Source organism: Streptomyces sp. NPDC059816 (assembly GCF_042732055.1).
Lineage (GTDB): Bacteria > Actinomycetota > Actinomycetes > Streptomycetales > Streptomycetaceae > Streptomyces.
The window spans coordinates 1-19,995 of sequence record NZ_JBHWIQ010000008.1; the positions used below are offsets into that span (position 1 = coordinate 1).

A 19,995-nucleotide genomic window follows, 5' to 3' on the forward strand; every position below is an offset into this window, starting at 1 on the left:
TGGAAGCGGACGTGTCCCCGGTCGAGGACGACGACCTGTTCGTAGAGCGCGGCGAGGTCCTCCGTCTGGTGCGTCGACACCACGACCTGCACCGTGGCGCTCAGCTCCTCCACCAACGTGCGGAACACGCCGCGCTGTTGGGGATCGAGGCCGGCCGTCGGTTCGTCCATCAGGATCAGCTCGCTGCGGTGGGTCAGCGCCGCGGCGATGCCCATGCGCCGCAACTGCCCGCCGGAGACCTGATGGCTCTTGCGGCCCGCCAACGCCTGGAGCCCCACCCGCTCCAGCGCCCGACTCGACGCCTCCCACGCCGACCCGCGCGACAGGCCCTTCAGCCACCCCGCGTACGCGACCTGCTCCCGGACCGTCAATCCGGGTACGGCGGTGACCTGTTGGGGAATCCAGGCGACCGCCCGCCGGTACCGGGCCGTGGCCCGTCGACCGGTGGGCGCCGCGTCCGCCCAGGTGACCGCCCCACGCAGGGGACGCAACTGCGAGGCGGCGAGCGCCATCAGGGTCGACTTGCCCGCGCCGTTGGGTCCGAGCAGCACCGTGGACGGACCCGCGAGGCACAGGTCCAGGCCGGAGAACACCTCCGCGTTCCGGTGGTAGCGAAAGGAAAGATCACGAAATACCAAGGCCATGGGTCGCACAATCCGCCGACCTCACGGCGGAGGCGGCTAGTCAGCGGCAATGGGGGACGCCCCGGCTGCCGACTCACTCCGGGACGTCCCGAGTATGGCGGGATCAGTATTTCGTCGTCACGGAATCCACCCAGAGGAAGCCCCCGTTCCAGACACCCCAGAGTTCGAAGTAGTAGGTGCCCTTCGACACGTCTTTCCAGGTGGAGGTCTTGCAGGTGTTGGTCCTGGTTCCCTGGTGCTTGTCCGGCCCGAAGACGTCGCGCCACAACTTGAGCTGGGCCTTCCGGAACCCGCCGCCCCCGTCGGACTCGCAGCCGCGGAAGCGGACGGAGGTCTTGACGGAGTCCCGGTTGCCGTCCGTCCAACGGCGCGACTCGTCCCCCGGCTGCCAGGCCGAGATGTACGAGGACCAACTCCCCTCGGCGTGCGCGGGGACCACACCAGCGACCCCCAGCAGCACAGCGCTCACGATCACACCACGCGCAACACGTCGCACCTTCGCACTCATGCCTTTCCCCCTGTCTGGCGATCCCGGGCGGAACCACCTGGAAATGCGGAGGAAGGGTGCACTCGCCTCCCCCCGGATGACGCATGCACAACTCTGCGCCGACGATTGCATATCGACACTATCCACCTCGAACACATCGCATGAGATGACCTCTCATGAATGACCGAATGTGGGGAGTTCTGTGGATCATTAATTGACTTGTATGAAGAGAAGTTGATCTGAATACCCGCGGCTCAGGGGAACGGACTGCACGAGTGCCCCACGAGGGAATCATTTGCGGGCGGTTGGCCGATTCCGCGCGTACGCTGCACGGCGCTCGGTCGGGGGTGCCGCGTCGAACGGCTCCCGTCTGCTGCCCGGCGGCGGGTCAGGAGGTCAGAGGGGGATGCCGGCGAGCTTCGCCATGCGCAGCAACTCCGGGTTGCTGCGCCGGTGCAGGGAGGACACGACCCGGAACACTTCGCGTCCCATCGGGTTCATCCGGGCCATCTGCGGGGCGGTCTCCCAGGCGATCCGGAGGTTGGTCAACGCCCCGTCCCGGTCGCCGACGTCGAGTCCCGCCCGAGCCAGGTTGATGCGGGTCGCGGCCACCCGGGTCGGAGTCAGATCGACCAGCGCGGCGTCGACGTCTGCGGCCATCGCCAGGGCCTCCCGGGGACTGCCCAGGTCCAACCTCGTGGCCAGGACGTGTGTGGTGGTGTTCCGCACGCCGAAGATCATGGAGTGGCGGTTCCACTCGACCCCCGCAAGCTCCTCAGCCGCGTTCCAGGCGGACCTGATGTGTCGTTCGGCCTCCCGCCGGCCTTCACTCTTGTCCTCCAACCGGCCCGCAAGGGTCATGCCCCGCAGGTTCAGGACTCCCACCGCGAAGGCCCGCTCCCGTCCGGAGAGCGACGGACCCGACTGGGCGGCCACGATCGCGCGCTCCACCAAGGACAGTCCTCCCTCGTAGTCGCCTCCGTTCAGGTACGCCCCGGCCCGGTCCCGGTCAGCGATGGCCGCCCCCAACGGATCGGCGCGCTGGTCCACGGCCCAGCGTTGCCGAGTGACGGCCAGCTCCGCCATGTCCATCCAGCGGTGTCGGGCCGCCAACCAGTAGACGGCGCTGTACGCCTCGGCCAGCGAGTTCCACGCCTCGGCCGAATGCACAGCGAACGCGTGGGCCGTCGCGTCCCGGAGCAGGTTCGGCAACAGTTGCGTCAGGCGGGCCACGTCGAAGGCGTCGCGAAGGGCACTTGCGCGCATCACCCCATCGCGCAGGTCACCATCCGTCACCGTCCGTTCCGTGGGTACGTCGTAGTCACGCAACGCCGAGCGCAGATCAGTGAGCGACTCTTCCGCCTCCTGGTGCACAGCGGCCTTTCCCAGCACTTCCGCGACGGTCAACCCCATGGGCTTGCCGAGCGCAGCGGCAACCGCGGGGGTCAGGGCTCTGTCCCCCACCTCGATCTTGGACAAGAGCGAGAGCGACACTGCGGCTCGTCGTGCCAGTTGGGCCTGTGTCAGCCCGTGCGCCTTGCGCAGGACCGCCAGGTTCTCGCCGGGCGCCAGCCCGGCTGTGAATTCGGAGTGGCCCGGTGCGCTCATAACTTCCACCCTCCTCGCGATGTGCGTACTCACCCCATGGTCATGGACCGCTTTCCCGACCCACGAGCCTTGTGCAACCCAGGTGCAAGTCCGGCCACTTCGGGGCGCCGTTGACTATCTGTACACGATCGAACACAACCCGGCGACCGGGGTCACCGGTTCGGGTTGGTCATCCTGAAAGGGAGTCGACAACGTGGACCGAGACGCCGAGGAAACGACCAGGTCAGGGCCACCGGCCGACAACGGATCACGCCTCGTGCGGTTGCTGCCCTGGAGTACCGACCAGGGCAAACCATGCTTCTTGGTGAGCGATGCGGGCGGTGCGACCGACGGCGGGCACAGCGGGCTCGGACGGGTGGCGGACGACCTGGAACGCATGCACCTCCGACACGCCACCGTGCTGCTGGACCGGGCCGGGGAGCTGATCGCGGACCAGCGGGCCGACAGACGCGAACTGCGGTTCCTGGCCGACCAACTGCGCACGTCCTTGCGGGAAGTGACCCGGATCGCGGACAGCCGGGGCGCCCGACTGACCGCCGCGACGGGGTCGGACGGGACCGAGCGAACGGCGCGCGGCGAGTGACCCGGCGCAGGAACGCCGTCCGAGCCGGAGCAGCCCCCAGCGGTACGCCCCGGGCACCCGTCCGGCACCGGCGGGACCCGCGCCGGGGCGGCCGACGGCTGGCCGGGTGGGCGCGCGCCGGGGCCGGACCGCTGCTCGTGGCGCTGGTCGGCGTCGGCCTGCTCGCCGTGCTCGGCGGGGTCCTCGCCCTGGCTGCGGTGGGCTGAGGCGAGCGGCGGCCCGGGGGCTCAAGGGCCGAGGCGCTCCACGTGCCACGCGTCGTCGCCCGCGGCACCGCGCACGTAGCGGAGCCGGTCGTGGAGCCGGTTCTCGCGGCCCTGCCAGAACTCGATCGTCTCGGGAACCACCCGGAAGCCGCCCCAGTGCGGCGGTACGGGGACCTGCTCGCCCTCGGGGTAACGGGCGGCCAGCTCCTCGTACGCCCGGTCCAGCTCGGCGCGGGAGGCGACCACCGTCGACTGACTGCTCGCCCAGGCACCGAGTTGGGAGCCGTGCGGCCGGGTGCGGAAGTACGCGGCCGTCTCGTCACGCGTGGTCCGGGTCGCGGTGCCCGTGACGTGGACCTGCCGGGCCATCGGGTGCCAGGGGAAGAGCAGCGCCACGTGCGGGTTGGCGTCGAGGTCGCGGGCCTTGCGGGAGCCGTAGTTCGTGTAGAAGACGAAGCCCTCGTGGTCGAACTGCTTCAGCAGGACCGTACGGGAGCTGGGGCGGCCCTCGGCGTCCGCGGTGGACACGATCACGGCATTGGGTTCGTACAGGGAACCCTCGTCCGCGGTGCGGACGGCGTCCCGGAACCAGCGCGCGAACTGTTCCACGGGGTGGGCCGCCAGTTCGGCCTCGGTGAGACCTCGGGCTCGGTAGTGCTCGCGCATCACGGCCGGGTTCGGATGATCGACGGAGTCGCGGTTCACGCCGTCATCCTGCCGTACTGCGACGGGCGACGGTACGAGGGGGCGGGGCGTCGGCGGGACGGGACCGGCCGCCCCGGGAACAAGAACATGGCACTCAGTGCCGCAAACTCTCCCGTTCGGTGGCACCAAGAGATACGGTCTTCCTGTCGAACCGGTTGGACGGCCACCTCCACGGGGCATCACCGGGAGGACGGGTCGGTCCCGTGCGCCCCGGGACGGCCGTGGAACCGGCGACGGACCCCGCCGCAACCGTCCACCAGCACTTTCATAGCGCGCAGCACGATCCCCCGGCCGTCGCGTACCCCGCCCGGCCGCCGCACACGGCCATCCGCACGGTCACCCCCGGGGCACCCCCGCGACCGTGCGCCGTCCACACAGAGGAGCCGCCTCATGTCCGATTTCGTACCCGGACTCGAAGGAGTCGTCGCGTTCGAGACGGAGATCGCCGAACCGGACAAGGAGGGCGGTGCCCTCCGCTACCGGGGCGTCGACATCGAGGATCTCGTGGGGCACGTGTCCTTCGGGAACGTCTGGGGCCTGCTCGTCGACGGGGCGTTCGCCCCCGGGCTGCCCGCGGCGGAGCCCTTCCCGATCCCCGTCCACTCGGGTGACGTCCGGGTGGACGTCCAGTCGGCGCTGGCCATGCTGGCGCCCGCCTGGGGGCTGAAACCCCTGCTCGACATCAGCGACGAGCAGGCCCGTGACGACCTCGCGCGCACCACGGTGATGGCCCTGTCGTACGTGGCGCAGGCCGCGCGGGGCCAGGGGCTGCCGATGGTTCCGCAGCGCGAGATGGACCGGGCCGGTTCCGTGGTGGAACGGTTCATGATCCGCTGGCGCGGCGAGCCCGACCCCCGGCACGTGGCCGCCGTGGACGCCTACTGGACGTCGGCCGCGGAGCACGGCATGAACGCCTCCACGTTCACCGCGCGGGTGATCGCCTCCACCGGCGCCGACGTCGCCGCCGCCCTGTCCGGCGCGGTCGGCGCCATGTCCGGACCGCTGCACGGCGGGGCGCCCTCCCGGGTGCTCGGCATGATCGAGGAGATCGAGCGGACCGGCGACGCGCAGGCGTACGTCCGGGGCGTGCTGGACCGGGGCGAGCGGCTGATGGGCTTCGGGCACCGCGTGTACCGGGCCGAGGACCCGCGGGCGCGGGTGCTGCGGCGCACGGCGCGGGAGTTGGGTGCGCCGCGCTTCGAGGTGGCCCAGGCGTTGGAGAAGGCGGCCCTGGCGGAGCTGCACGCCCGCCGACCGGACCGGGTGTTGGCCACCAACGTCGAGTTCTGGGCGGCGATCGTGCTGGACTTCGCGGAGGTCCCGGCGCCCATGTTCACCTCGATGTTCACGTGTGCGCGCACGGCCGGCTGGTCGGCGCACGTGCTGGAGCAGAAGCGGACCGGACGGTTGGTGCGACCGTCCGCGCACTACGTGGGGCCCGGGGTGCGCGGCGCGCGGGGCGTGGACGGGTACGCGGACGTCGCGGCGGGCTGAGCGGACGCGCGTTCCGAGGCACTGAGTGCCTCGGAACGTGCGGAGCCCTCCTACGCGGGGACCAGGAGCCCGGTGTGGTGCCGGGTGACGACCTGGGGGTGGGCGCGCAGCTTGCCCTTCCACTCGTTGCGGCCGAACTCGGCGTGCAGCGGGTTGGCGGGATCGGTCGTCACCCCGGGCGCGAACGGTGCGTACGGGAACGGCAGCGGATCGATCCGGGCGTCCAGTCGCGGATTGTGGAAGTACGGGACGGAGTAGCGTTCCGTGGCGCCGGGCGGGCTGACGACCCGGTGGCGGGTGGCCACCAAGTAGCCGTCGGTGGCGACTTCCAGGAGTTCGCCGAGGTTGACGACGAAGGCGCCCGGCATGGGCGGCACGTCGTGGAAGGCCCCGTCCTCGCGCTGGACCTGGAGCCCGCCGACCTGGTCCTGGAGCAGCAGGGTGAGGAACCCGTAGTCCTTGTGGGCGCCGACGCCCTGGTCGGTGCCGTCGTCGGCGCTGCCGGGGTAGCGGACCAGCTTCAACTGCGGGTGGGCGCCCGGCCCGAAGGCGGGGGCGTAGAAGTCGGGCGGCGCCCCGATGGCGGTGAGCAGTTCCCGGAGCAGCCGGTTCGCGACGGCCCCGAGGTGGGACATCCAGGCCAGTGCGAGGGTCCGCAGCTCGGGCAGGGCGTCGGGCCATTGGTTGGGACCCTGGAGCCACCAGTACGCGGGCTGACCGGGGTCCGGTGCGCGGACGGATCGTTCCGCCCCGATGTCGAGTTGGTCGCGCCAGTCCCGGCTGCCCCCGGTGCGTTCGTCTCCGGTACGGGTGTAGCCGCGGAAGTGGGGCGAGTTGACGATGTCGAGGGCTCGGCGCTCGGCTTCCGGGAGGGCGAAGAACCGGCGCACGGCGGAGGTGAGTGCGGTGGTGCGGGCCTCGGTGATCCCGTGTCCGACGAGTTGGAAGAAGCCGACGCGGTGGGCCGCGTCGTGGAGTTGCGCGTGCAGCAGGGCGCGGGCCTGGGGGCCGCGGTCCGCCGCGGAGAGGTCGATGACGGGGAGATCGGTCAGCTGGTGTGCGTGCGGCGCCGTGGCCTCGGTCGACGGGTGGGTCGGGGGCACGGGCCTGGGGAAGTGCGTCATGGTGTGTCCGCTGGGGTACGGCACGGCGCTGCGCCGGGGTGGGGCGAGCACCGGCTGCCTGAGCTGATGGGGGCCGGAGTCAGGCGGAGGACCGACAGCTCGTGCTGGTGACCCGGACGTAGTCCACGTGGCGACGGCGTACGAGCGGAGACATGTCGCCAGCGTACTGCGGAGCGGGACGCTCCTGAGGTGCCGTGGGTCACAGGGGGCGGCAGGTGTCCCCGGGGCGCACTCCGGGGACACCCGTCCGGCGTATTCGACCGGGACGGGCCAGCGGGTGGGGGCGCTCCAGCAGCCCGGAGGGGCGTTCCAGTAGGCCGGGACGGGCCAGCGGGTGGGAGCGTTCCAGCGGATCGACGGACCCGCTCACTCCTGGGCGGGCCGTGATGTGGCGGGCCGCGGCTCAGCGGATCGCGGCTCGCCGGGTCCCGGCTCCGCGGGCCGCGGCTCCGCGGGCCGTGACGTGCGGACGATCCGGGACCAGCGTCGCGGACCGTCGGCCCGGGCCACGCGCCCCTTCCCCCGCCCCACCTGGGTGCGCACCGCACCCACGCTCGCCGCGATGACCAGGGCGATGGCCGCCGACTGGGACAGCGTCAGGGTCTGGCTGAGGACGAGGAAGCCGGCCGCCGCGGCGATCGCCGGTTCGAGGCTCATCAGCACGGCGAAGGTGGAGGCGGGCAGCCGGCGCAGCGCGAGGAGTTCCAGGGTGTACGGGAGCACCGAGGACAGTACGGCGATGGCCGAACCCAGGAGCAGGATCGACGGGTCGAGCAGTTTCGCACCGGAGTCGACGATCCCGAACGGCAGGATCAGCACCGATGCGACGAGCATCGCGAGGGCGAGCCCGTCGGCCTTGGGGAAGCGGCGGCCGGTGCGCGCGGAGAAGACGATGTACGCCGCCCACATCACGCCCGCCGCGAGGGCGTAGACCATGCCGACCGGGTCGAGGGTGCCGAAGCCGCCGCCGCTGAGCAGGAACACTCCGGCGAGCGCGAGGCCGGCCCACAGCAGGTTGACCAGTCGGCGGGAGGCGATCACCGAGAGGACCAGCGGGCCCAGCACCTCCAGGGTGACGGCGGGGCCGATGGGGATGCGGGCGGCGGCCTGGTAGAAGAGGGCGTTCATGCCGGCGAGCGCGACGGCAAAGGCGATGACCGTGCCCCAGTCGGCGCGGGAGTGCCCGCGCAGTCGGGGGCGGCACACCGCGGCGAGGATCAGCGCCGCGACGACCAGGCGCAGGGTGACCACGCCGAACACGCCCGCGCGGGGCATCAGCCCGACGGCGAGGGCCGCGCCGAACTGGACGGAGATCCCGCCGGCCAGGACCAGCCCGACCGGGCCGAGGCGACCGGCGAGGCCGCCGGGTTCGGCAGACGCGGCGCCCTCGGGACCGGGGGTGCCGGGCAGCGCGCCGGAGGTGGTCGCAGCAGCCGGGCTTCCGTCGGCGGCTCCGCGGGCGGGCAGGACGTCCACGGGACTCCCTCCATAGATCATCACAGTGAACTGTTCAGTGCACCATAGTGCACCTTATGGCGGTGCGACACTCGTTTGTCCGGGGCCCGGACGGGCCGACCGGGAACGGTCCGCCCCGCCGACACGTCGCCCCGCCGACACTCCACCCCACGCTAGGCGCCCCGCGCGCGCCCGTGAAATGCCGATCGGTCCCCGCTTATGCTTCATCGACATGAGCGCTGACAGCGGCGGTGGAGCACGCCCCGAGGACTTCGGGGACGGTGCCGTAACGGGCCGCCCCGGCAGTCTGCGCACCCTGGAGGTCCGGCATCTGCGCTGCTTCCTCGCCATCGCCGAGGAAGGCAGCATCACCCGTGCGGCCACCCGGCTACGGCTCACCCAGCCCGCCGTGTCCCGCACCCTCGCGGCCCTTGAGGACGCGCTCGGCGTGCGGCTCGTCGACCGTTCGACGCACCACCTCGCCCTGACCGCCCGGGGCCGCGCCTTCCGGGACCGGGCGCGGGCCGCGGTGACCGCCTTCGAGGACGCCCTCACGGCCGGGCGCGGCACCCCGCGCCCCCTGCGGGTGGGCCACCCCTGGTCGGCACTCGGCCCGTACACGACCCCGCTGCTGCGGCGCTGGCGCACCGACCACCCGGACACGCCCCTGGAACTGCTGCGGATCGACGACCGCACCGCGGGGCTGACCCGGGGGCTGGTCGACGCCTCGTTCCTGCGGGGGCCGGTGCGGGCGCCCGGCCTGGAGTGGACCCGACTGTACGAGGAGGGCCAGGTCGCCGCGGTGCCCTCGGACGGGCCGCTGGCCGGACGGGACGCGTTGCGGCTCGCCGACCTCACGGACCGGACGATCGCCCTGAACACCGTCTCCGGGCTGACCTCCCTGGACCTGTGGCCCGACGCGATCCGCCCCGGCTCGGTGATCACGGTCGCCAACACCGACGACTGGCTGAGCGCCATCGCCGCCGACCGGGCGGTCGGCGTCTCGGCCACCGGGACTGCGGACATGCACCCCCACCAGGGCGTCACCTACGTCCCGTTGATCGACGCGCCGCCCGTGCCGGTGTTCCTCGCCTGGCGCGCCGGTACGGACGGGCCGCCGGTACGGGAGCTGTTGGCGCTGGCCCGGGAGGTCGTCGCCCAGCGCCCCGGGTGACCGCCGATGCGTCGGTCAGCGGTCAGCGGTTGATCAGGCGGCTGGTGAAACCGTCCCGGACGAGGGCCTCGTACGCCCCCCCGCACCTCCTCCGGCACGTCCTGCGCGATGGCGAACCCGCGCTCCGGGTACTCGATCACCCGCTGGTGGTCACCGACGAGCATGTCCACCACGAGCCAGTCGTCACCGATGCCCTTGACGTAGTCGGCCAGTCGGCTTGGTGACCAGCAGCACCGTGTGCGGGACGAGCCCGACCGACGCCAGCACCTCGCGGGTGGAGGTGACGTTCTGGCCGGGTGACGGTCGGATAGTCGGCCATGTGTCGTCTCCTCGGTAGGTTCACGCCCCCGGCGGCAGTGCGTCCGCCAGGATCTCGGCGAGGTGTCGGCCCCGCACCCCCGCGAGCTGGTCGAGCTGGGTGCGGCAGGAGTAGCCGTCCGCGAGGACCACCGCGTCGGCCGGCGCCGACCGCACCGAGGGCAGCAACTGCTCCTCGGCGCACCGCACCGACACCTCGTAGTGGCCGCGGCCCCGCTCGAAGCCGAAGTTGCCGGCGAGACCGCAGCAGCCGCCGCTGAGCGCCCCGGTGAGCCCGGCCGCCTCGCGCACCCGGCGGTCGGCGGCGTCACCGAGGACGGCGTGCTGGTGGCAGTGGGTCTGGCCGACGACCGGCCGGTCCAGCCGGGGCGGACGCCAGTCGGGCGTCTGGGCCTCCAGCGTTTCGGCGAACGTGCGCACGGCTCCGGCCAGTTCGGCGGCGCGCGGGTCGTCGGGGAGCAGTTCGGGGAGGTCGGTGCGCAGGGTCGCCGCACAGCTGGGTTCCAGGACGGTGACCGGGGTGTCCGGGCCGACGTCCGCGTCCAGGAGGTCCAGGGTGCGGGTCATGACCCGCCGGGCCAGGTCGAGTTGGCCGGTGGAGACGTACGTCAGGCCGCAGCACACCCCCGGCGGGGACAGCAGGACCACCTGCCCCGCCGCCTCCAGCACCCGGACCGCCGCCCGGCCCACCCCGGGCGCCAGGTGCTCGGTGAAGGTGTCCGGCCACAGGAACGTGACCTGGCCAGAGGAGAGGATGCGGGTGCCCGAGGGCACGGGGCGCCGGGCGAACCAGCGGCTGAACGGCTGCGTCGCGAGCCGGGGCAGCTCCCGTTGCGGCGCCACGCCGGCCAACCGTTTGCCGAGCGCCGCCCACCGCTCGCGGCCGGCCAGCACGTTCACCAGCGGGGCGGTCCGGGTGGCCGCCGCCAGCCGCAGCCACCGCGGGAGACGGCCCATCGTGTAGTGCGCGGCGGGCCGGACCCGGCCGGCGTAGTGGTGGTGCAGGAACTCCGCCTTGTACGTGGCCATGTCGACGCCGACCGGGCAGTCCGACCGGCAGCCCTTGCAGGACAGGCACAGGTCCAGCGCGTCGCGCACCTGGGTCGACCGCCAGCCGTCCGCGATGACCGCGTCGGGCGCGCCCGCCCGGCCGGCCAGCATCTCGTGCAGCAGCCGGGCCCGGCCGCGGGTGGAGTGCTCCTCCTCTCCGGTGGCCCGGAACGAGGGGCACATCACGTCCTGACCCGGCGTCGTCGTACGGCACTTGGCGATGCCGACGCAGCGACGGACCGCCGCGGCGAAGTCCCCGCCGTCCTGCGGGTACCCGAACTCCACCGGGACCGGTGCGCGGGGCAGCACTCCGAACCGCAGGTTCTCGTCGAGCCGCGCCGGGTGGACCAGTACCCCCGGGTTGAGCAGGCCGGGCGGGTCCCACACCGCCTTCACCCGCGCGAACAGGGCGGCCAGTTCGGCCCCGTACATCCGCGGCAGCAGCTCGGCGCGGGCCATCCCGTCGCCGTGCTCCCCGGACAGCGAGCCCCCGTGCGCCACGACCAGGTCGGCCAGCGCCTCCGAAAAGGTCCGGAAGCGGGCGATCCCCTCCGGGGTGACCAGGTCGAAGTCGATCCGTACGTGTACGCAGCCGTCGCCGAAGTGCCCGTACGGGGCGCCGCGCAGCCCGTGCGCGGACAGCAGCGCCCGGAACTCCCCCAGGTACGCGCCGAGTCGGGCCGGGGGCACCGCACAGTCCTCCCATCCGGGCCACGCCTCGGAGCCGTCCGGCATCCGGGTCGCCGTGCCGGCCGCGTCCTCCCGGATGCGCCACAACGCCCGCCCGGCGACCGGGTCGGTGACCACCCGGGCGTCGAGCGCATCGGCGGTGCGCACGATCCGGTCGGCCGCCGCCCGCGCCGCGGCCCGCGTCTCGCCGCCCGTCTCCACGAACAGCCAGGCCGCGCCCCGGGGCAGCCCGTCCACCGCGGCACGGGGCACCAGGTCCGCCGCCATGCCCTCGACGGTGAGCGGGGCGTGCGGCAACAGCCCCGGCGCGGCGTCCGCGGCGGCGCCCTCGTCGGCGTATCCGAGCACCGCGAGCGCCCGGGCCGCCGGGGTTTCCACGAGCCGCACGGTGGCCTCGGTGAGCAGCCCCAGGGTGCCCTCGGAACCGCAGAACGCCCGCGCCACGTCGGCCCCGTTCTCGGGGAGCAGCGCGTCGAGGGCGTAACCGGAGATGCGGCGGGGCAGGGCGGGGAAGCCGGCGCGCAGTAGGGCGAGGTGCGACTCCACGAGGGGGCGCAGGCCGGCGGGCGCGCCGGCCCAGTCGCGCCCGAGCCGGCTGAGGGCGGGGGCATGGGCGGAGGGAGTGCAGAGGGCGGCCGTCAGGGCGGTGACGTTGTCGGCGGTGGTGCCCCAGGCCACCGAGTGCGCTCCGCAGGCGTTGTTGCCGATCATCCCGCCGATCGTGCAACGGCCGTGGGTCGACGGGTCGGGTCCGAACGTCAACCCGTGCGGTGCGGCGGCCTCCTGGAGCCGGTCGAGGACCAGACCGGGTTGCACGGTGGCGGTGCGCCCCGCCGGGTCGAGCGCCAGGACCCGGTTCATGTGCCGGGTGAAGTCGAGGACCACGCCCGTGCCGGTGGCCTGGCCCGCGATCGATGTGCCGCCGCCCCGGGCGACCAGCGGCACCCCGTACTCCCGGCAGAGCGCGAGCGCCGCGACGACGTCGTCCGCGTCCCTGGGCGAGACCACGCCCAGCGGCACCCGACGGTAGTTGGACGCGTCCATCGTGGTCAGGGCGCGCGCGGTGGTCCCGAAGTCGACCTCGCCGGCGACCTCCGCGCGCAGCGCCGCCCTGAGGCCGTCGGGTTCGGTCCCGGTGCCGTGATCCGTCATGGCTCCAGCATCCCCCGCCGGACGTCCCGGGCGGGGGAGGCGGGTCGGTTCGCGGACGGGAGGGCGCCGCACTTCGGGGATACGGGCCGTTCCGGGGAATGGCACGACGTGCCAACGGCCATGTACGTAGTCGGGCCGTCCACTTCGATCCGGACGGGGAATCCGATCGCCGTATACGAGGCGGTCGGTATGTCCCGCATGACAGAGCCGCCGGATGGGGAGGGGGAGGGATAGCGAGAAACGGAAGAGAAACAAGCTACGGAGGAAACGAGTGGGACGGGGGTGGCACGGTGAGAGGTGAGCGAAGCGGCGGCACGACCGCCGTGGCGAGGCGGGACGTGCGGCTGACCACGGACGTACGGCCGGTGGACGACGGGGAAATGTTCGGCGGACCCCGTCACCGGGACATCACCCCCACCCCACGGGTCGCTCATGACGCACACAAGAACCCCACAACGGCGACTGTGGTGCAGACCAATTCCCCGACACGGCCCCGGGAAATCCCGTATTGCGCCGGTCGAATCTTCCCAATCCGATCAGGAACTCTCCTATAGTGACGGCAAGTTGAGCGCAGCGTGTTTCCTCCCGGGGCAGAGGGACATACGGCCCACTCCTCACCCGCCCCAGCGGCCCACCACCTCGGGGCCAGACCCGCTGGGGGCGTCCCCCGGGCGACGCCCACACCCGTGGCGGCCCGCCCGTGGCGCACACCGGTGGCGGCCCCCCGCGCAGGCACCGGCCCCCCGGCCCATCCGCCCCTCGTCCCCCCAGCGCACGCGCCACCCGCACCACCCCCACTGACCAGCCCGTGGACTCGCCCACCGAGGACATGACCCGAGGACACGATTGATGACCGCGCCCCCGCCGCACGCGCGTCCCGCGACCGACCAGCCGCGCCCCGCGCCCGCGACCGACCGGCACCGCACGGCCGCGGCGCAGCGCCGTCCCCGCACCTCGACGTCCCCGCTCACCGGCGCACCCCCGTCCCCCGCAGCGCCCGGGCCCCGGCCCGCACCCCCGTCCCCCGCGCCGCACCCCGCCCCCTCGTCCGGTGGCGTCCCGTCCGCACCGGCCAGCGCCTCGCGCCCCACCGCCCCCGGCCCCTCCGACCAAGGAGCCACCGCGCCCAGCAGCCAGTTCCCCGCCGCCCGACCGCCCTCGACCCCCCGGATATCCACGCCCCGGCGCACGCCGGGGCACTCCGGGCCCACCCCGACGAAGGCGTCGCCCAGCCCGTCGATAGCGAGCCCGTCAGCGCCGTCGACGCCCGTCGCCGACGACGCCCCCACTCCGGCCTTCGCGGCCCACCCCGTCCCGTACCGGCTGTCCCGCCCCACTCCCCCGGTCGGCACCACCGCCCCCCGCGCGGCCACCGGGCCGGTGCCCGCGCGGCCCCGGCCGCTCGTCTCCGCCCTGTGCGGACTGCTCACCCTGCTGCTCGCCGCAGCCGCCGCGGTCGTCGCCGCCCGGACCGCACCGGCCGACGCCCGGGGCGCGGTCGCCCTGGGCGGCGCGGCGGCGGGCGCCCTGCTGCTGGCCGTCGCCCTCGCCCTCGTCCACCACGCCCTGCGCACCGCGACCGCGTTGCGCGCCCACCTCGCCGCGGCGAGGGCCGAGACGGACCGGGCCCACGACGAGGCCGCGTCCCTCGCCGACGACCTCGCCGGCGAACACGCACGGCACGGGGCGGAACTCCGCACCGAGCAGGCGCGCGCAGCCGCCGCAGTCGCCGCGGAACGGGACCGGCTGCACGGTGAACTCGCCCGTGAGCGCGAACTGTTGGCCGTGGAGACGGACCGCCTCGCCGAGCTGGCGGACCGCGCCGCCACCGACCGGGCCGCCACCCTCGCCGCCTGCGCGAACGCCGCCGGGCGACTCCAGGCCCTGGCCACCGGCACCCTCGCCGACCTGCGCCGCATGGAGGACGAACACGGCGACGAGAACGTGCTTGCCGACCTCCTCCACATCGACCACCGCACCGCCCAGACCGGTCGTCTCGCCGACTCGATCGCCCTGCTCACCGGGGCGCGCTCCGGCCGCCGTTGGGCACGTCCGATCGTGATGGAGTCGATCCTGCGCGGCGCGATGGGCCGCATCAGCGCCTACCAGCGGGTGCACCTCCACTCCACCAGTGAGACGGCCGTCGCCGGGCACGCCGCCGAGGGCGTCATGCACGCACTGGCCGAACTCCTCGACAACGCCGCGAACTTCTCCCCGCCGAACGCCGAGGTCCATGTGTACGTGGAGGAGGTGCCGGCCGGAGCGGTCATCTCCGTGGAGGACAGCGGGCTGGTCATGAGCGACCACCAACTCCGGCGCGCTGAACGGGCGGTGTCCGGTGACTCCTCGGAGCTGGGCGGTCTGTCCGGCAACCGGCTCGGGCTTGCGGTGGTGGGGCGGCTCGCCCGCAAGCACGGGCTGACCGTCTCGTTCCGCCCGTCGGCGCGCGGCGGCACCGGTGTGGTGATGATGGTCCCGCGGGAGTTGCTCACCGGGCCGGACGCGGTGCCCGCACGGTACGCGGGGCTTCCGCCCGCCCAACCACCTTCGTACGAGGACGGCCCCGTACCCGTCGCGGACGGGCCCGCGCACCGGAGCCGACCGGAGCTGGCCCCCGCGGACGAGGTGCAGCCCGCCTCCGTACCACCGCACCCGCTGTCGTTCTCGTACGCCGCCGCCCGCGGCCTGGCGGAGGACGGCGTGGACCCGGAGCCCCTGCCGCCCCACGGGCAACCGGGCGGGGCCGAGGTCCGACCCGGTCCCGACCACCGGGACCCGGCGCCCGTCCGCGCCCCGGCGGCCACCGCCCGGCCGCAGCCGTTGCCCCGGCGCCCCCGGGGCCGCACCCTGCCCGCCCCCGAGGCCCGGCGGGCCGAGGCCGAACGCCCCGGCGCGGCCGACCCCGTGGACGTCGCCGCCCGCGCAGCCCGTTTCAGCAGTTTCCGCGCCGCCGTGCGCCCCGCTCCCCCGACCCCCGACCCGGCGCCGGCGCCACCGGCGCACCAGGTCGACGGCCCGCACCACCAGGAAGGCGACACCACCCGATGACCGGCACCGCCCGTTCGCACCCGACCAGTTCCGCCGACGACGCCGAACGCGCGGGCTCCCTCCACGCGTTCGACGCGGCCTACCCGATGGCCACGTACCACGCGGGCATGGCGCACCAGACCCCCGCGCCGGACGCCACGACCACCGTGGACGACACCTTCGCCTGGCTGCTGGAGGGGCTGCTCGCCCGCACCCCGGGCGCCCGGCACGCGCTGGTGCTGTCCCGCGACGGCCTCAAGCTGTGCCGCACCCCGGAACTCTCCGTGGACCAGGCCGACCAGCTCGCGGCCATCGCGGCGGGCATCCACTCGTTGTCCCACGGCGCCTCCGTGGAGTTCGGCGACGGCGGGGGCGGTGTGCGCTCGGCGATGGCGGAGTTCCACGGCGGGGTGCTGTTCATCGTGGAGGCCGGGCAGGGCGCCCACATCGCGGTGATCGCCGACGAGGACGCGGAGGCCGGGATCATCGGCCACAACATGAGCGAACTCGTCGGTCAACTCGGCGCGCACCTCGCCCCCCAGGGCCGTGCGGTGGACGACGCGGTGGACGATTCCCGGGCCGCGGAGGGGCCGCGCACCGCGCCCGGCCAGTGAGCCGGCCCGGCCGGGACGAGGTACCGGACCGGCTCTACACGCTCACCGGCGGACGCAGCAGGTCCCCGACGGACACCCCGCTCGACCTGGTGACGCTGATCGTCGCGGAGTCCGAACCGCGTCCCGGGATGCAGTCGGAGCACGCGGCGATCCTGCGGATGTGCCGGCTGCCGATGGCGGTGGTGGAGATCGCGGCGGACCTGCGGCTCCCGGTGAGCATCACGCGGGTGCTGCTGTCCGATCTGCTGGCGGCGGGCCGGATCAGCGCACGGCACCCGCGTCCGCCGGTGCCGCGTGAGAGCTTTCCCGATTTCGAACTCCTGGAGCAGGTGCTCGTTGGACTCCGAAGGATCTGAAGCATCACCGGCGCGCAGACGTCCGTCCGCCCGTCGGGGCACCACCCCGCCGGGCCCGGACGCCACCGGGCCGTACGTCACGGGGCCGGAGGACCGTCCGGCGTTGGAACCGACCGCCGAGACCGGTCTGAAGATCGTGGTCGTCGGCGGCTTCGGCGTCGGCAAGACCACCCTCGTGCGCTCGGTGAGCGAGATCCGCCCGCTGACCACCGAGGAGACGTTCACCTCCGCCGGGGAAGAGGTGGACGACCTCACCGGAGTGAAGGCGAAGTCGGAGACGACCGTCGCCTTCGACTTCGGCCGCATCACGCTCGGCCCCCGCCACGTGCTGTACCTGTTCGGGGCGCCCGGCCAACCCCGGTTCTGGTTCCTGTGGGACCAGTTGTTCACGGGGGCGCTGGGTGCGGTCGTCCTCGTGGACACCCGGCGCGTCGACGACTGCTGGTACGCGATCGACCGGCTGGAACAGTCGGGCACGCCGTTCATCGTCGCCCGCAACGACTTCGGCGGGCCCCCGTACACGCCCCGGGAACTGCGCGAGGCACTCGACCTCGACAGGGACGTTCCGGTGATCGACTGCGACGCCCGGTCCAGGGAGTCCGCGGCCCGGGTCCTGATCACCCTCGTCGAGTTCCTGACGACCCGGTTCGGCCCGTCCACCGGCCCGCTGGACGGGCCGTGGCCCGATGTGCGCCCGGACGGTGCGCCGTGACGTCCGCCGTCCCCGAGGGACCGCCCCCGGTCCCGCTGGGTCGGCTGCGGCAGCCCGGGGCCAGCGCCGCGCTCCACCACGAACTGCGCCGCACCCACGGACCGGTGGCGCCCGTACTGCTGGACGACGGGGTGCCGGCCTGGCTGGTCCTCGGCTACCGCGAACTGCACCAGGTGACGGCGGACCCGCAGTTGTTCAGCCGGGACCCCGGCCTGTGGAACCGGCCGGGCACCATCCCCGACGGCTGGCCACTACCTCCGGACGTCGGACGGGACGCCCCGCCCGCGCCGCAGACCGCAGGCCCGCAGACCTCAGGCCCGCACCCGCCCGCCCCGCACACCACCGTCCTGCACACGACCGGGCCGCGGCACACCGAGCGGGCTGCGGTCATCGCGCACGCGCTCACCGCGCAGGGCCCGTACCGGCTGCGGGAGCACGCGGAGCGGTTCGCCGACGCGTTGGTCGACGGGTTCTGCACCCGGGGCGGGGCCGATGTGATCGGGCAGTACGCGGTGCCGTTGCCGGTCCGGGTGCTGGCGCGGCTGTTCGGCTTCGCCGAGGCGTCGGCCCCGGAGCTGGAGGCGGCGCTGAACGCCGTCGCGGGCGGGCGCGAGGGGGCGGTGGACGGACGGCGGCGGCTCACGGCGGCGGTCGGCGAACTGGTGGCGCAGCGTCGTCGGGCGCCGGGCGAGGACGTGGCCTCGCGGATGCTGGCCGATCCGGCGGGGCCGCCCGAGGAGGAGATCGCCCGGGACCTGACGCTGATGCTGATCGCGGGGCACCGGCCCACCACCGACTGGATCGGCAACTCGCTGCGGCTGATGCTGACCGACGAACGGTTCGCGGCCTCCCTGTCCGGGGGGCGCCGCAGTGTGGTCGAGGCGATGAACGAGGTGCTGTGGGAGGACCCGCCCGCGCAGAACGTTCCCGGGCGCTGGGCCGCGCGGGACACGGTGCTCGGGGGGCGGCACATCCGCGCCGGTGATCTGGTGGTCCTGGGCCTGGCGGCAGCGAACTCGGACCCGGAGGTGCGGGCCGACCGGGCCGCGCTGACCGGCGGCAACAACGCGTTCTTCTCCTTCGGCCACGGGGAGCACCGCTGTCCGTTCCCGGCGCGGGAGATCGCGGAGGTCGTGGCGCGGGCGGGGGTGGAGGTGCTCCTCGACCGGTTGCCCGACCTGGATCTGGACCTCGCGCCCCAGGAGCTGACGCGGCGGCCGTCCCCCTGGCTGCGGGGCGTGTCCCGGCTCCCGGTCCGCTTCACCCCCGCGGCAGCGATCGGCCCCCGCCGCTGATCGGCGCCGGTCGCGTACCCGCGCACCGGGGCGACCGTCGCGTACCGGGGCGGCCGTCCAAGATCCGGAGATCGCGTCTCAGCCGCCGGACACCCGTCCCGGGAGCGTTCGACGACGGGCTAGGCTCCGCACGTGGCTGAGATCCAGATTCCCGCTGACATCAAGCCCGCGGACGGCCGTTTCGGCGCGGGCCCCTCCAAGGTGCGGACCGAGGCGCTGGACGCCCTGGCCGCCACCGGTACGTCACTGCTCGGCACCTCCCATCGACAGGCCCCGGTGAAGAACCTGGTCGGCCGGGTCCGGGACGGCGTGAGCCAACTCTTCGACCTGCCCGACGGGTACGAGGTGATCCTCGGCAACGGCGGGTCCACCGCCTTCTGGGACATCGCGACCCACGGGCTCATCGACTCCCGCTCGCAGCACCTCACCTTCGGCGAGTTCTCCTCGAAGTTCGCCAAGGCGGCCAAGCTCGCCCCGTGGCTCGGCGAACCGTCCCTGGTGACGTCGGAACCGGGTACGCACCCGCTGCCGGTCGCCGAGGCGGGCGTGGACGTGTACGCGTACACCCACAACGAGACCTCCACGGGCGTCGCGATGCCGCTGAAGCGGGTCGAGGGCGCCGACGAGGGCGCGCTGGTGCTGGTCGACGCGACCTCCGGCGCGGGCGGCCTGCCGGTCGACGTCCGGGAGACGGACGTCTACTACTTCGCGCCGCAGAAGTCCTTCGCTTCGGACGGCGGACTGTGGCTCGGGGTGTTCTCGCCGGCCGCGATCGAGCGCGCCGAGCGCATCCACGCCTCGGGGCGGCACATCCCGGAGTTCTTCTCGCTGCCGACGGCGATCGACAACTCCCGCAAGAACCAGACGTACAACACGCCGTCGCTGACGACCCTGTTCCTGCTGGCCGACCAGCTCGACTGGATCAACGGCCAGGGCGGTCTGGACTGGGCGGTGCGGCGCACGGTGACCTCCGCGCGGACCCTGTACGGCTGGGCCGAGGCCAGCAAGTACGCCAACCCGTTCGTGGCGGACCCGGCGCAGCGCTCCGCGGTCATCGGCACCATCGACTTCGCTGACGAGGTGGACGCCTCCGCCGTGGCGAAGGTGCTGCGCGCCAACGGCATCGTGGACACCGAGCCGTACCGCAAGCTGGGTCGCAACCAGCTGCGGGTGGCGATGTTCCCGGCGATCGACCCGTCCGACGTCGAGGCCCTGACGGCCTGCGTGGACTACGTCATCGAGCAGCTCTGACACCTGCACCTGCACCGACTGCGCCTCCTCCCGCCGAGCGGGAGGAGGCG

17 protein-coding genes and 1 pseudogene are annotated in these 19,995 nt (G+C 73.6%); 10 read left to right on the forward strand and 8 right to left on the reverse strand.

The window, feature by feature from the left end; translation table 11 throughout:
- From ACFV88_RS12735 to ACFV88_RS12745, 3 genes are all read right to left on the reverse strand, one after another.
- A partial coding sequence (locus ACFV88_RS12735; protein WP_385489426.1) for an ATP-binding cassette domain-containing protein occupies window positions 1-644 on the reverse strand: 644 nt, incomplete at its 3' end.
- 103 nt (window positions 645-747) lie between these two features.
- Window positions 748-1,113 carry a hypothetical protein gene (locus ACFV88_RS12740; protein WP_385489428.1) on the reverse strand — a complete coding sequence of 122 codons (366 nt, stop codon included), beginning with the start codon at window positions 1,111-1,113 and terminating at the stop codon, window positions 748-750.
- Window positions 1,114-1,527: 414 nt separating this feature from the next.
- Entirely contained in the window at window positions 1,528-2,739 is a 1,212-nt protein-coding gene (locus tag ACFV88_RS12745; RefSeq protein ID WP_385489431.1) for a helix-turn-helix domain-containing protein, read from the reverse strand.
- A 304-nt stretch (window positions 2,740-3,043) separates the two neighbouring features.
- Here ACFV88_RS12745 and ACFV88_RS12750 point away from each other — a divergent pair, with 304 nt between their 5' ends.
- On the forward strand, window positions 3,044-3,322 hold the full coding sequence (locus ACFV88_RS12750; protein ID WP_385489434.1) for a hypothetical protein: 279 nt from the start codon (window positions 3,044-3,046) through the stop codon (window positions 3,320-3,322).
- Window positions 3,319-3,528, forward strand: coding sequence for a hypothetical protein (locus tag ACFV88_RS12755; RefSeq protein ID WP_385489437.1), 210 nt, complete (start codon window positions 3,319-3,321; stop codon window positions 3,526-3,528). Before ACFV88_RS12750 ends, ACFV88_RS12755 begins: the two co-directional genes overlap by 4 nt.
- A 21-nt stretch (window positions 3,529-3,549) precedes the next feature.
- Here ACFV88_RS12755 and pdxH read toward each other — a convergent pair whose 3' ends face one another.
- On the reverse strand, window positions 3,550-4,194 hold the full coding sequence (gene pdxH / locus ACFV88_RS12760; protein ID WP_385490158.1) for a pyridoxamine 5'-phosphate oxidase: 645 nt from the start codon (window positions 4,192-4,194) through the stop codon (window positions 3,550-3,552).
- A gap of 429 nt (window positions 4,195-4,623) precedes the next feature.
- Between pdxH and ACFV88_RS12765 the strand changes: the two genes are divergently transcribed.
- Entirely contained in the window at window positions 4,624-5,727 is a 1,104-nt protein-coding gene (locus ACFV88_RS12765) for a citrate synthase 2 (RefSeq protein ID WP_385489440.1), read from the forward strand.
- A gap of 50 nt (window positions 5,728-5,777) precedes the next feature.
- Here ACFV88_RS12765 and ACFV88_RS12770 read toward each other — a convergent pair whose 3' ends face one another.
- Complete coding sequence (locus tag ACFV88_RS12770; RefSeq protein WP_385489442.1) at window positions 5,778-6,851, reverse strand: isopenicillin N synthase family dioxygenase; 1,074 nt, start codon at window positions 6,849-6,851, stop codon at window positions 5,778-5,780.
- Between the two features lie 366 nt (window positions 6,852-7,217).
- Window positions 7,218-8,261 carry a DMT family transporter gene (locus ACFV88_RS12775; protein ID WP_385490161.1) on the reverse strand — a complete coding sequence of 348 codons (1,044 nt, stop codon included), beginning with the start codon at window positions 8,259-8,261 and terminating at the stop codon, window positions 7,218-7,220.
- Window positions 8,262-8,538: 277 nt separating this feature from the next.
- Between ACFV88_RS12775 and ACFV88_RS12780 the strand changes: the two genes are divergently transcribed.
- A complete protein-coding gene (locus ACFV88_RS12780; protein ID WP_385489445.1) occupies window positions 8,539-9,480 on the forward strand; it encodes a LysR family transcriptional regulator in 942 nt (313 codons plus the stop codon).
- A gap of 22 nt (window positions 9,481-9,502) precedes the next feature.
- Here ACFV88_RS12780 and ACFV88_RS12785 read toward each other — a convergent pair.
- Window positions 9,503-9,774, reverse strand: a pseudogene (locus tag ACFV88_RS12785) (YdcF family protein); the annotation flags it as partial.
- A gap of 45 nt (window positions 9,775-9,819) precedes the next feature.
- Window positions 9,820-12,690, reverse strand: a complete 2,871-nt coding sequence (locus tag ACFV88_RS12790; protein WP_385489448.1) for an FAD-binding and (Fe-S)-binding domain-containing protein — start codon at window positions 12,688-12,690, stop codon at window positions 9,820-9,822.
- A gap of 849 nt (window positions 12,691-13,539) precedes the next feature.
- On the opposite strand from ACFV88_RS12790, the gene ACFV88_RS12795 reads away from it, so the two are divergent.
- From ACFV88_RS12795 to serC, 6 genes are all read left to right on the forward strand, one after another.
- Window positions 13,540-15,738: an ATP-binding protein gene (locus ACFV88_RS12795; protein WP_385489450.1), complete on the forward strand. Its 2,199-nt coding sequence runs from the start codon at window positions 13,540-13,542 to the stop codon at window positions 15,736-15,738.
- A 107-nt stretch (window positions 15,739-15,845) separates the two neighbouring features.
- Window positions 15,846-16,331, forward strand: coding sequence for a roadblock/LC7 domain-containing protein (locus tag ACFV88_RS12800; RefSeq protein WP_385490163.1), 486 nt, complete (start codon window positions 15,846-15,848; stop codon window positions 16,329-16,331).
- Window positions 16,328-16,687, forward strand: a complete 360-nt coding sequence (locus ACFV88_RS12805) for a DUF742 domain-containing protein (protein WP_385489453.1) — start codon at window positions 16,328-16,330, stop codon at window positions 16,685-16,687. Before ACFV88_RS12800 ends, ACFV88_RS12805 begins: the two co-directional genes overlap by 4 nt.
- A gap of 103 nt (window positions 16,688-16,790) precedes the next feature.
- A complete protein-coding gene (locus tag ACFV88_RS12810; RefSeq protein ID WP_385489455.1) occupies window positions 16,791-17,399 on the forward strand; it encodes an ATP/GTP-binding protein in 609 nt (202 codons plus the stop codon).
- A complete protein-coding gene (locus tag ACFV88_RS12815) occupies window positions 17,396-18,694 on the forward strand; it encodes a cytochrome P450 (RefSeq protein WP_385489457.1) in 1,299 nt (432 codons plus the stop codon). Before ACFV88_RS12810 ends, ACFV88_RS12815 begins: the two co-directional genes overlap by 4 nt.
- 132 nt (window positions 18,695-18,826) lie before the next feature.
- Window positions 18,827-19,945 (forward strand): phosphoserine transaminase, encoded by a 1,119-nt coding sequence (serC, locus tag ACFV88_RS12820; protein WP_385489460.1) that lies wholly within the window; start codon window positions 18,827-18,829, stop codon window positions 19,943-19,945.
- Window positions 19,946-19,995 lie beyond the last annotated feature (50 nt).